This window comes from Haloarchaeobius litoreus, assembly GCF_024495425.1.
GTDB lineage: Archaea > Halobacteriota > Halobacteria > Halobacteriales > Natrialbaceae > Haloarchaeobius > Haloarchaeobius litoreus.
In genome coordinates, this window is record NZ_JANHJR010000001.1 from 395,464 (window position 1) to 408,293 (window position 12,830).

Annotated in this window: 11 protein-coding genes; 3 read left to right on the forward strand and 8 right to left on the reverse strand. The window is 58.0% G+C overall.

What is annotated here, in order from left to right:
• Positions 1-89: 89 nt before the first annotated feature.
• The 3 genes from NOW55_RS02050 to NOW55_RS02060 are packed head-to-tail and all read right to left on the reverse strand — an operon-like array spanning position 90 to position 1,795.
• Positions 90-830 carry a WbqC family protein gene (locus NOW55_RS02050; RefSeq protein WP_368407681.1) on the reverse strand — a complete coding sequence of 247 codons (741 nt, stop codon included), beginning with the start codon at positions 828-830 and terminating at the stop codon, positions 90-92.
• Between the two features lie 30 nt (positions 831-860).
• Entirely contained in the window at positions 861-1,469 is a 609-nt protein-coding gene (locus tag NOW55_RS02055) for a formyltransferase family protein (protein ID WP_256398390.1), read from the reverse strand.
• Between the two features lie 35 nt (positions 1,470-1,504).
• Positions 1,505-1,795 (reverse strand): hypothetical protein, encoded by a 291-nt coding sequence (locus NOW55_RS02060; RefSeq protein WP_256398391.1) that lies wholly within the window; start codon positions 1,793-1,795, stop codon positions 1,505-1,507.
• 146 nt (positions 1,796-1,941) lie between these two features.
• Here NOW55_RS02060 and NOW55_RS02065 point away from each other — a divergent pair, with 146 nt between their 5' ends.
• A complete protein-coding gene (locus NOW55_RS02065) occupies positions 1,942-3,501 on the forward strand; it encodes a hypothetical protein (protein WP_256398392.1) in 1,560 nt (519 codons plus the stop codon).
• A 177-nt stretch (positions 3,502-3,678) separates the two neighbouring features.
• Positions 3,679-5,214, forward strand: coding sequence for a flippase (locus tag NOW55_RS02070; RefSeq protein ID WP_256398393.1), 1,536 nt, complete (start codon positions 3,679-3,681; stop codon positions 5,212-5,214).
• 3 nt (positions 5,215-5,217) lie between these two features.
• Here the strand turns inward: NOW55_RS02070 and NOW55_RS02075 are convergent, their stop codons facing one another.
• The 5 genes from NOW55_RS02075 to NOW55_RS02095 are packed head-to-tail and all read right to left on the reverse strand — an operon-like array spanning position 5,218 to position 11,259.
• A complete protein-coding gene (locus NOW55_RS02075; RefSeq protein ID WP_256398394.1) occupies positions 5,218-6,621 on the reverse strand; it encodes a DUF8712 domain-containing protein in 1,404 nt (467 codons plus the stop codon).
• Between the two features lie 57 nt (positions 6,622-6,678).
• Complete coding sequence (locus tag NOW55_RS02080; RefSeq protein ID WP_256398395.1) at positions 6,679-8,064, reverse strand: sulfatase-like hydrolase/transferase; 1,386 nt, start codon at positions 8,062-8,064, stop codon at positions 6,679-6,681.
• 40 nt (positions 8,065-8,104) lie between these two features.
• Positions 8,105-8,863: a polysaccharide deacetylase family protein gene (locus NOW55_RS02085; RefSeq protein ID WP_256398396.1), complete on the reverse strand. Its 759-nt coding sequence runs from the start codon at positions 8,861-8,863 to the stop codon at positions 8,105-8,107.
• Positions 8,860-10,056, reverse strand: a complete 1,197-nt coding sequence (locus NOW55_RS02090) for a sulfatase-like hydrolase/transferase (protein ID WP_256398397.1) — start codon at positions 10,054-10,056, stop codon at positions 8,860-8,862. Before NOW55_RS02090 ends, NOW55_RS02085 begins: the two co-directional genes overlap by 4 nt.
• A gap of 60 nt (positions 10,057-10,116) precedes the next feature.
• The gene (locus tag NOW55_RS02095) at positions 10,117-11,259 is read right to left on the reverse strand and encodes a DegT/DnrJ/EryC1/StrS family aminotransferase (RefSeq protein ID WP_256398398.1); all 1,143 of its coding nucleotides are present in this window, start codon (positions 11,257-11,259) and stop codon (positions 10,117-10,119) included.
• Positions 11,260-11,413: 154 nt separating this feature from the next.
• Here NOW55_RS02095 and NOW55_RS02100 point away from each other — a divergent pair, with 154 nt between their 5' ends.
• Positions 11,414-12,826 (forward strand): sulfatase-like hydrolase/transferase, encoded by a 1,413-nt coding sequence (locus NOW55_RS02100; RefSeq protein WP_256398399.1) that lies wholly within the window; start codon positions 11,414-11,416, stop codon positions 12,824-12,826.
• Positions 12,827-12,830 lie beyond the last annotated feature (4 nt).

Sequence of the window (12,830 nt, forward strand, 5' to 3'; positions counted from 1 at the left end):
GGAGACGAACGCGCGACTGATGAGGATTGCGGAGACGGGCAGGTTTGATTACGGACTGAATCGTTCCAGTAATACGCCAAGAATTGCGGTTATGTGTCCGGATCTCGGACGAGTGCATCCTCCTCCCCTTCCTGAACCAGATTGCGTGCTTCTGGGCCCATGTTGAACAAGACATCGATAGCCGAGAGATGAGAGACGAACTCTCCATGAGGCTGTGGGTATTCTGGATGGTCAAATTCATGCCAGTACAGCGAAATTCCCGCGTCTGCGAAGGGCTCCGTATCGAGGTAATCACGTGCTGCAGGCCCCGAGATGTAGGCGTCCCCATCGACCGCATCAAGGATGTTAATCAGGCGTTCGGTCTTCGAGCCGGTAACGTCGAGCTCGGAAGACAACATCACTTCAGTATCTGACGGCACAAGCTCGTCTGCGAGGATTTCGATAATTCGAGTGTTGAGGTCGACCAGTCGGTTCCACTCCTGATGGTACACCGTCTCAAGCCGCTCCGAGTACTCGTCGAAGTAAGGTGCGCCCGCGTATGAGTGATGAATACTCTTCCAGTGGCTCTCCTGCCAGTTCTCGTCGTTGTTGAGCTCGACATCCCGTATCTCTTGACCGTGGTTCTTGACTACAGGGAGTGTGAGGTAAGTGAAATCCCCGTCAGGAACTTTAATCCGGTTACGTCGCTGCCAAGAGCGACGGTTGAACTGGATGTCGTCGTAGAGAACCATCGTGTCGGCACTCGAGAAATAGCCGAAGTAGCCCATCCACGGTAGATAGAGCGGTTGGACAATCACTACGGTCTTCTGGGCCTGCTCGCTGGGACACACGGATGTCTTAGAGTCACCCGGGTGTCGTATTTACCTCTTTTGTTGGACGAGTTCGTCGACGATATCACGTAGTTTCTCGTGCATGCTGAAGTACTGCTTTCCCTCAGTCGTATCTTGTGGTTCTGGTTCCGCAGACTCGTCTTCGTATCTCAGAATTGCGTCAACCATGACTTGGTGCGTGGTTTCGTAGTAATTTTGCTCGATAATCTCTCCCGCAGAATCGGCTGAGTCTTCATCTAACTTCCGTTGGGCAATCAGGTCGCCTGTGTCAACGCCAATATCAACGACATGGGCACTCGACCCCACGGCATCGTCATGTAGGAGCGCCCAGTACTCAGCGTCAATTCCTCGGTAGTTCGGGAGGAGACTTGGGTGTACGTTGATAGTCGCCACCGAGGGTATCTCAATTATCCTCTCCTCCAGAATCGTTCCACCTGTCTTGATTGCCATGATATCTGGCTGGATACCCCGTAGAACGGTTTCACACTCGACACTGTTCGCATCAGGAACGAAATGTAACTCGAAGCCATTCTTGTTTCTGTAGGATCGGAAGATGTCGTACTCTCCCGCACCATCACCCACGAGTACCACGTGTGAGAAGAAAACACCTCGCGTCTGTGCGTGATAGAGGAGGTGCATTGCCGCTGTACTCGACGAGGCCAGAAGGCAGTACTTCACAGTTCGATTCCCCGTCGTTCCCGGAGCTTTCGAAGTGATTTTTCCTCAGCCACTTCAATCTCCGAAACCAGTTCTGGGTCCGTCCCGTAGGAGCGAATCCAGTCGTTGAGTTTCAGCGCTGTGTTCAGAAACCGGAAATCGTCATCTTGGAACGCGACTTCCATGAATTCCTGACTGAGCGCTACGACCTCCTCTGTGTCCGTGAACGAATCTGGCGACTGCCAAGACCGGCGTATCTCTATCTCTCGCATCCGAGCGACAAGACTTGGGTCCCTGTCTGAGGTCATTGTGTTGGGACATCAAAGCCAATCGCGGTATCTAAATCTGTTGTCTACAACAGGCACATCACTGGTTTGTCTTCCAAGAAACAACTCACGGCTCAAGAACCGAATCACTAATCAGATGGCCGGGGAAACTGGTTTACAACATCTCAATGTCTGTCGAAGACGGAATCTTGCTGGTGCTGTTTGCCGGACTGGTGCTTTCGCTAATCGCAGTCACTCGCGCATCATATCGTCTACTCGATCCCCATGGCACGAACCGGGACGGATACGCACACCTGCTCTTCATTGCCGAAATAAGAACAGCTGGTCATCGAATTCCAGAGTATCTCAGTGTTTCTGCATTGTCTGGCAGGTCCGTGTACCCGTACTTCCTCCACTGGGTTCTCTCGTTCTTTCCTTCTCGGTGGCTTCCGATAATCGAGAGATATTTCAGTCCTCTTATGGACTTGTTATTCGCCGCTGTACTTTTATCGTTATACCCACTGGGATTACTGAGCACCTGGCAGACGGTATTTGCTATCACGCTGTTCCTCGTCACACCCCAGTTCATGCGATTCGATATGGCACATGGGATTGGGCTCAGTAGTCGCAAGCCCGGACAACTTCTCACCACAATTAGCCTCTTGCTGTTCAGTCTCTGGTCAATCGGCGGTGCCAACTGGTTGTTCGTCGCCGGTGTGTTCGGAGGCGCATTAATTTGCTTGACCAGCAAGTTCAGCGTTCAATCATTGGTATTCATCCTCTTCGGGATGGGTTTAGTGGTGGATTCATTGTTCTTACTCGCCATCCCGTTGTCGCTCGGATTAGCGGTGCTACTATCGCTCGGAGCCTATTGGGATATCCTCAGGGGACACGTCAGCCATCTCAAACACCTTGCATTGAAAGGACAGTTCAGACTACGGGCAATCCAGCGTCGGAGCGTACTCCAATCACTCCACAAAATTATCAACAACCTTCGGTCGGGTGATATAAAAGCAGTCGCCAGACGTGGATTCGACAATTTGATAGTCCGGGTCATCTCAGACAATCCATTTATTTTGTTACTCCCATTGATTGTCGCAGCCCGTTGGGGGACAGGTTTTGGAACCCCGACCGTGTTCACCGTATGGCTTTTCACAGGAATTATCACGTTCGTGCTCACATCTCTCCCATACCTACGATTCATAGGAGAGGGAGAGCGGTATCTCGAATACGTGTTCCTTCCTGCAGTCCTAGTAATCGCCGATGGTCTGAAAACGATTGGCCCGTGGTTCACGGTCGTGACTGTGGCGACGATGGGCTTTGGTGCAGTCGTTATCCCGCTCTATTTCAAAGGGTATCAACTGTTCCTGTACGACTCAGATGAGGGTGATGATTGGGGAAAAGTCCGCGAGTATCTTGAATCACAAGACCAAGGCGTCGTACTACTCCAGCCTAAGGGACGAGGTCGACAACTGGCTTGGGAAACCCATCATATAGTAGTTGACCCTGTTATGAACGCAGGAGATTCAACGGATGAAATCGATTCCCTCTGTCCCGAAATGTACGGGATTATTACCGACGATGTGCGATGGTTAGAAGAGACGTTTGATCCTGACTGGGTCATCTTTGAACTCGGACGCTCGTACCCCGAAGGTAGCCTCAAACCGAACGACGCTGAACCAGTACTGAACACAGAAGACTATCAGCTATATCGGTTCGAACAGCTCAAATCAAATAGAACGAACTAATTGAATGTTTTGAATTACTGGATGCCCGACTATACAAATAGTACTGGAATGCCCTATAGACCCAGCCTCAACCAGACAATAATAGTAAATCTTCAATGACTGGACCCTCAACTCCTGCGTTCCCGATTCCGAACACCCACGTGGTCTATGTTGCAGTACAGGATGGCGAGAAGAGCAATGAGTGATAACGAGACCGCCCTAGAGACGCTCCTCTCTGGTGGTTCTATCGTCTTCCTCGGTCTGATACTCCAGAACTTAACGACGTTCGTCGCCAAGGTCGTTATCGCTCGGATACTCGGACAGCGTGGCATCGGAGAGATTGCACTCGGCGTCACAATCCTTGCGTTCGCCACATCGTTCGTGCTACTCGGTATGAACACGGCTGTTGGTCGATACTTGCCTCGGCAGGACGATCAGTCGTTCAAGCGCGGAGTCGCAGTCTCGGCACTACAGATCGTCCTTCCAATCTCTCTCGTCGTCGGCATCGCCCTGTTTGTGCTCGCCGAACCCCTAGCGACTCGGGTGTTCGATTCACCTGAATCAGCAACTACTCTGGCTATATTCGGGGTAGTACTTCCGTTCGCAGCAATGATGAGGTACGCAATCGGTGCGATGCAGGGACTCAAGCGCTCAACGGCGAAGGTACTCATCCAGAACATCCTTTTCCCGGTTTCCAGGTTCGCGTTCGTCATCGTCGCACTCGTTCTCGGAGCCGAGGTCGTCGGAGTTGCTGGCGCGTACGGACTAGCTTACGTCCTCGGTGGAGCCGTCGGTATGGGTTATATTCTCCGTCAATCCTCACTGTTAACCGGCGAGGCTGAGCCAACGTCAATGCACCGCGAACTCGTCGCCTTCTCCCTCCCGGCAATGGTCACGGCCTCAATGCTCCTCATTCACCGGAATATCGACATACTTGTCGTCGGGTACTACGCATCCATAGATGTAGTCGGCGTCTACGATGTCGTCTACACCCTCGCCACACTGATGGGACTTGGGCTCTCTGCGTTCGGGTTCATCTTCCTCCCAGTGTTCTCAGAGGCAGAGTCCGACGGGCGACAGAACGACATGAGAGAGGTGTTTGCGGTCGCGCAGAAGTGGGTCCTCATCATCTCACTCCCCCCCTTCCTCGCGTTCTTGCTCGCTCCTGAGGTAGTCGTCTCGCTTACCTTCGGGCCCGAGTACGTCACTGGCAGCCTCACACTCTCCGTCCTTGGAATTGCTTACTTGACACAGGGGCTCGTCGGTCTCAACGGCCACGCACTCACAGCCGTCGGGGAGACACGGCTGTTGATGTACGACGCCCTCGCAACGGCCGTTGCAAACCTATACCTTAACGTTCTACTGGTGCCCCGATACGGGGCTCTCGGTGCAGCCATCGCCACTGTAGGCTCCTTTGTCGTACTGAACCTCCTGTGCAGCTACCAGCTACACAAACGTACGGACATTGTTCCGGTGACAAAACAAACACTTATGGTCGCCACGATGAGCAGTATCGTCACGGCTACAATCTATCTGACGCTTGGAGCGACTGCAGGCGCGTCCACCAGGAATATGGTTCTCACACTACCGGTGTTCGCCGTCTCCTATCTCGTCACCATCGTCAGATACGGTGGTATCACCGAAGTAGAACTGGCTTATCTCGATGACATTGAGGCGCGGCTGGGCCGAGACCTCTCCAATATTCGATATTGGGTACGATTGCTTCGCCGGTAACAATCATGGAACAACACGTTCGACGGTGCTCGAAAGCAAACCCGTAATGGCCCCGCCAGCAAGGAGCACGAATCCGTACGCAAAAACCAGCTCTTTGCCCAGGCTGGAGTAGGTGTCGGCGACACTCCCCTCAAACAGAACAAAGTTGAAAAACCCGATATTGAAGAATAAGATAGTCACAAACCCTACCTTTCGCTGCGCACGACGAGCAGCGAACCATTGGCGGATGAGGCACAACGATACGCCCAGTATTAGCATGCCAACTATGACACCTAGCGCGCCAAAATTCCAGTAAAATTCGGCCGGGAGTATCATCTGTGCCCCCCCATTCTCCCAGGTCCGTCCAGCGAAGTAATACGCGGTTCGAGGCGACATCGTAATGAGCGGTTTTCCTTCCCAGAGTACCCGCGGAATAAACGAGTAGAACGTCAACAGAATGGTCTCTCCATGCTGGTAAGGAACCTCCTCGGGAACTCGATGGATCACCATCGTCAGGCTCTCAGTTCCAATCATCCGTGTGACGAAGTGCTCCAAAATGCCTGTGTTTAACTTTCCGTCCTGAACGTATCCAAAGAGGAGTTCGAGGGGGAACAGCACAAATAAGCCCGCGCCGAGTGCCGGAATCGTCCGGAACGAGATGCCAGGGCCGGCGTAGTGATACACCAAGAGCAACGGGAAGAACTGCTGCAGAAGCGAGTACAGCGCAAAGTCGACGACGGTGAGCAGAACGAGGTTCCCGACGAGCGTCACCGCCAACAGGGGGCGCCACCACCCCGGTGACTGTCGCTGAAGACCCAAATAAAGGAGACACGGCGGCGCGTAGTAAATCCACGTCGTGAGCAAAAGGACGAACGCGTTTCTGGAGATATATCCGTACTCGATCGCCAGATAGGCAGCGGCACCGACTGCCCAGGCGAGGAGGATAGCCTTTGAGGACCAGCCATTCCACGTAGGAATGACTGGACCGGGAAAAGAGACATCGGGGAATCGGTAGTAGCCGAGATAGAAACAGAGGACGCCGAGATTCATCAGTCCGAGTGCGACCGTCATCGGTTCGAGAAGGATATCCACGTTTCGAACCACGGAAGGGTACGCTGGTTCCATTTTCAGGATTGTCAGTCCTGCAGCACTCACCGGCAGGTAGAGGAACATGACGCCACCGACGACGGCTGCCGGTTCGAGTGGGTCGCCGTCCTCGACGAAGCTACGGAGCAACGGGTAAAGACAGAGCAGCGCGAGCGAGAGGATGAAACTGATCGTGAGTGCGGAGGGAGAGTAGATCGAACCCTCCGGGAGTCCGTCGAGAGCGTAGAGGAGTGCATCGAGTGGGAGAAACAGGAGAACGACAGCCACGAGGAACTGCGTCGGGATATCGCGGTCCTCAAACGTACTGGCTATGGACTGCATCTGGACACCCCTTGGCGAACCTCCTGTTTCAACGTTTCGTGATACTCCGGCTACAGCTTAGAGGTAGCCGAAGTCCTCCAGTCGCTCCCGAACCTCGTCGTCGTACTCGATGCCGCCACCGCTCCCGAGTTCCGGATGCTCACTCAGCAGGGTCTCGACGTGCCGTTTCAGGTCGTCGGTCGTGTCCGACTTCCCGTCGACGGTGCTGAATCGTCCGCCCGTGTACTCCACCCGGGCATCGCCCCGGATGGCTGCGATGTCGTAGAGGGTGCGTCCGGCGTCGGTTCCCTCGGGATTGACCGGGGTGCCCTCGACGTCCTCGTCGTGGATGAACTCGGTGACCGAGGTCTGGTCGGACGAGACATCGAAGAGGTCGTAGCCGTCGAAACCACCGTCGTTGCCTGCCACGGCGCGCATCGTCGTCTGGGGAAGCGCGAGGAGGTTGACCGTGTGCCCCACTCGTCGGGGGTCCTCGCCGGGTGCGAAGACGACGAGCGGCACGTGGACTCGTTCGTCGTCGAACTCCCGCTGGCGGCGGAACCAGATACCGTGGTCGGCGGTGACGACGACGAACGTGCCGTCGTCGAGCAGCTCCTCGACGAGCGGCGTGAGCTTCCGGTCGACGTCGTATATCGTCGCTTTGTAAAGGTCGTACATGTCGCTCGCATCGTAGTCGTCCTCGGCGTGGAATCGCTCGTAGACGTCCTGTCCACGGACCCCAATCGGGAGTTCGGAGCGAGGTGTGTCGGGACAGAAGCGTTCCAGCGCCTCATCGCTCGCGTCGAGCGGCGGGTGGACGTCCATGTAGTTGGCGACGACGAAGCTGTCGCCGTCAGCCCGGTCGCGGAACGACCGTACGCCCTCGTTGATGGTGTTGGCGTACTGGTACGTGGTCGTGTCACCTGCCGCGTGTTTCGGGATTTCGGCCGTCTCGCGGCGCTGCCAACGCTTGAAGCTGATGCCGTTGGCGAGCGAGCGAACCGGCTTGCCGCTCGACCGGAGGAATGCGAGCATCTGTCGCAAACTGGAATCGAAGTCGTGCTGCTTGGCGAACATCTCGGGGTCGCCAGCGTCCTCGAATACCTTGTACTGGCCACGCCTGAGGTCGTCCGTCTCGTCGAAGTCGCGGTCGAGCCCGTTGAAGATGAACGGGTTCGAGGAGATCATGAACGAACGGTGGTCGGAGAGCGCCCCCGCGATAGTCCGGAGGTCGCTATCGAAGTAGGGGCGCGCCTCGTGCATCCCCGTCTCCGAGGGGAGCTTGCCCGTGAAGAATGCGGAATGAGAGGAGGGGCTCGACGGCCCGGGGACGTACGCTTCGTCGAACACGACGCCACGGGAGTCAGCGAGCTCGGCGAACCGCGGCATCGTGTCCGGGGCGTCCGACGCGAACGGCGTCGCCGAGTACGAGAGGGAGTCCACGATGAGCCATGCGACATCCATATCCCGCAGTTCTTCGGGCGGAATAAGAGGTTTGTCGTTCTCAGGTGATGAGTCCCCGAACCCGGTCACCGAGGTCGGTGAGCTCCCAGCGAACGTGGGAGACGGGATTGTGTGCAGTGATTCGTGGCACGAGGTACTCATTGACAGAGTCCTCACAGAGTCGAGGAACCGTCGTGACCGCGGTGTCGTGCGTCTCCGCGACCACACGAGGAGTGCGCTCGTCGTAGCTCCCGTAGGGGTAGCTGAACCGGTCGACAGATACTCCGAGGAGATTCTCAAGCGACTCCTGTGCGCCGCGAATCTCCTCTCGAAGCTCGGTCTCGTCGTCCACTTCCGCCAGATGCGGGTGCGTGTGTGTGTGATTTCCCACAGTAACGAGTGGCTCGCCAACCAGTTCGTGGAGCTGGTCGGCAGACATGATGGAACAGTCGTTGTACCCCTGATTCGTTCCGACGAAATCAGCGACCGCGTAGACGGTTGCCGGGACTGAGAACTCCCGAAGGACAGGGAGTGCATGCTCGTGAACGTTCTCGAACGCATCGTCGAACGTGATGGCGACGCGCTTCTCGTCAGCCGTCGTCTCGACGAGCGTGTCTAGGTCCACAACCTCGTACCGGTCGGTAAGATACCGAAGGTCTGCTCGGAACCGCTCGACAGAGACGTTCCCGTAGGCCTCCGGTTCGCCCACAGCGTGGTACATCAGTACTGCATCACGGGTGTCCGAGAACAGCGAGGAGACGTGAAGGGCCGCGTCGAGTTTCGCGAGGGTGCGCCAGGCCCGAATCTTCAGCGCAATCATAGATAACCAAGGTCGCGTAGTTGTTCGCCAGCGTCCTCGCTCAGTTCGACTTCGGTCCGGGTGACGCTCCGTTCGTTCGCCGCCGCCAACCAGTCCAGCGCCTGGTCCCGGTCGAACCCCGGTATTCCATACCTCGTGGTCCCACGGAGGTAGGCACGGAACGCCGGGAGGGCGTGTCGCTGGAGGTACCCGCGTTTTGCGCTCTTGAGCAGTTTACCAGCGAGTATCGCTGTCCGGTCTCGCCGCGGCGAACGGGGGATAACCCAGCCACCATCCCGGTCCCAGGCCCCTTCGTACCGCAATCGACCCGAGAGGCCCGGAACACGATCGGTGAAGAAGCTGCTATCGTAGAAGCTGAGGCCATGGTCGGCGGGCTCTTCGTGGACCAGCGACCGTCCGTCGAGTTCGACCGGCCACTCGTCGACGCCGAGAATATCCAGAAGGGTCGGGAGGAGGTCGACATGTCGAACGAGGTCCGGCGACGTGGCGTCGCCCGGCAAGTCCGGGTGCGAGAACACGACCGGGACGTGGACGAGTTCTGCCCGCATCGGCCCGTTGTGTCCGAGGCTACCACCCTCACCGAGCAGCTCACCGTGGTCCGACGTGTACACGACGAGGGTGTTCTCTAGCAACCCACGGGATTCGAGCGTCTCCATCCGGGCTGCGAAGCGTTCGGCGTCGCTGGCGACGCGCTGCTCGTACGCCTCTCTGAACTGAGCTGCACTCAGGTCCGGATTCGCCCGGAAGTACTCCCACGCGGTGAGGTCGCTGTCTCCGTACGGAGCATGGCCACCGTTTCCGCGTTCGAGGAGCACGAACGGTGCCTTTACCGTGTCCAGTTCGCCGTGGGACTCACCAGGGTTGAGGCCGAACACCGAGAACAATGAATCGTCCGCACCACCGGCGTCCAGCATCGAGCTGTCGTAACGAGTCTCGTGGTCCGGAACGTCGAACAGCGTCGGAACGTCGAGACGGTTCGTGAACGAGAACACGCCGTTCGTCGGCGGCGAGAGCCCCGAGACGAGAGCTGCGAACGAGGTCGGGCTGTGAATCGACGCGGCTACACCTTTGGCTGTCACGCCACGGTTGGCGACAGCTGAGGGGAGCGCGTCCCAGCGCACGGCATCGGCGACGTAGACGAAGACGTTGTCTACGTCGAGGGCTGAGAGGGACTCCGCCAAGTCAGTAGACATGCGTTGTCGACTGATTACCGGCAACGTGGATAATACTTGTCGAACCGATTTCGTGACAGTTCACTCCCCCATCAGAACGAACCGGGCGTCGTCACGGTCGACCAGTTGCTCTGTCGGCAGGTTCACGATACGACGACAGACCGACTCGGCGACCGGACAGGACCCCATCTCGTAGTCCCACCGCGCCAGACCGTCCTCTACCGGGTCGATGGGCGTCGAGAACCACGTCCCGAGCCTGACGCGACGCTCCTTCGCCCGCGAAATCGCGGCTTCCTTGTCCTCGACTTCGACCGGATACCGAAGGAACGAGTGAGTCGCGTACTCCGCACGCGGGGCCGGGTCAAGACCAAACTGGGCGACCCACTGGTCGTACGTCGAGGCGTGTGCTCGTCGCCGCGCGACTCGTTCGTCCAGTACCGCCAGCTCCGACACGAGCCGATCGGCCTGTGCTGGGCCCATCCGTTTCTCGAAGCCGGGAGGCTGACTCGGTGACGACAGTTCGGAGCTGGTAGAGGAACCCTCCATGAAACCGGTTCGCTGGGTGAGGAACCGATAGGCCTTCGCGAGAGGCCAGTACAGCGATGGACGGAACAGCAGGTCGTATGCGAGGAGTTGTGCCCGCACGACGGTTCGCTCCCGAGCCGTCGGTGCAGGGGAGGACTGCCACACTTCACGGAGAGCGTCTGCAATCACGTCGTCCGTAGTGTATGCGATACCGCCGAGCCCTGTCGAGACTGGCTTCGACCACTGCGTCGAGAAGAAGGCGGCGTCGGCGACCGTCCCATTCGGCTGTCCACGATACGCACCGCCGAGGCCGTGGGCACAGTCCTCCACGAGCGCCACGTCGTCCGGGACCACCGCGTTGATGGCGTCGAGGTCCGGGGCGAGCCCGAACGAGTTCTGGACGAGGACGACCTCGGTGTTCGGCGTCAGCGCCTCCTCGACCGCCGCCGCCGTGATTGTGTACGTCTCCGGGTCGATGTCCACGTAGACCGGTGTCGCCCCGCGATACATGATGGCGTTGGGAACAGCGACGCAGGTGAAGCCAGGGACGATGATCTCGTCGCCGTCACCGACATCAAGCGCCGCAAGCAGAGCATAGAGTGCGACCCGTCCCTTCCAGAAGAGGGCTGCCTGACCCCCGCCACCCAGATAGGACACCGTCGCACGTTCGGCGCGAGCCAGCGATGCGTCCGTCGTCATTGTCCGTCTCGACACCCCCCGACGGGCGATTCAGTCTGGAACCCCGGACCAGCGAGAGAACAGGATAGGTGCAGCTGCAATGCTGCCCGATAATCCCACAGCAGAGACCATAAAACCACAATATTGATACCCCGGAGTAGGTGAACTACTATCCATGTCTGATAGACCCAGCGTCTTCATTCTCTCTATCGACTCTCTGCGGCGGGACCGGTTCGAGGAAGCGATGGCGGACATCGCAGATTCCATCGACCCAGTCGTCTTCCCGAACACCGTCTCCTCGGCCTCACAGACCATCTCGGCGATGCCCGGACTTAGTGCTAGCCTCTATCACGACTCGTTCCCGACGTGGGGGTTCCCGGACGACGGCTCTCGGACGAACATGGCCGAAGTCCTCCAGAACGAGGGGTACGAGACTGCCCTGTTCACCGATAACTACCTGTTCGGGGTGCAGTACAACCACGACCTGGGCTTCACGTCAGGTAACCTCGGCCGTCCAACGCTGAAGAAGCGTCTCGCGGTCAAGCTCAAGGAACGCGATGCGACGAAACCACTGTTCAAGCTGGGCGAGTGGACGTACTTCAACCTCTTCAAGCCGGTCCGTGACGCGATGCCGGGCGACGAGACGTTCTATCGCTCCGCCGAGGCCCTGAACGCCAACGCGATGAATTGGCTGGACAGTGAACAGCCGGAGACGTTCCTCTGCTGGGTCCACTACATGGACACCCATCATCCGTTCGAGCCACCACAGGAGTACATGGAGCAGTTCGAGTTCAACGAGGAGCGCTCGCGCTCGGAGCTCGGCGAGTTCACACGCAAGGCGTGCAAGTCGAACGGCAAGGGGCTCTCGGAGGCCGAACTCGAAGACGTCGACACCGCGTACGACGCCTGCTGTGCGTATCTCCACGACGAGATGACCCGATTCATCGACGAACTTACCGAGAAGGGTCACTTCGACCCCGACGAGGACGTCCTCGTTCTTACGTCCGACCACGGGCAGTGCCTCAACCGCGAGAAGGACGTGCTCGGTCACACACCGCCGACGTTCTGGGAGGAGATCATGAACGTCCCACTGGCCATCAGCCGCCCGGACTGGGAGCCGAGAACGGTGGATGGACAGGTGAACCTCATCGACATGATGCCGACGGTGCTCGATGCTGTAGACGCACCCGTTCCAGAAGACATCGACGGCGAGCCGAGTGCCGAGCCCGAGGAGATGCCGGTCAGTCACACGACCTTCGTCTCGCAGTGGCTCTCACCCGACGACGGCGAGATACAGACCTACCGTGGTGTTCGGGCTGACGACGGGTGGAAGCTGTTCGGCCGACAGGTCGACGGGGCAGACGAGATTCTCCTGACGAAGTACAGCACCGAGGACCCAGAGGACGAGGAGCTAGTTCATCGGTCGATGGACACGACAGGCCCGAGAAGCGGCGAGGCAGCCGAACGGTGGGATGATCTACTCAAGGCGGTCGAGGCACACGGCCCGGCGCTCGAACTCGGCGACGATGCCGTCGAGACATCGACGGAAGTTCGGGAACACCTCAAGAGTCTCGGGTACGTCGAGTAGCTGG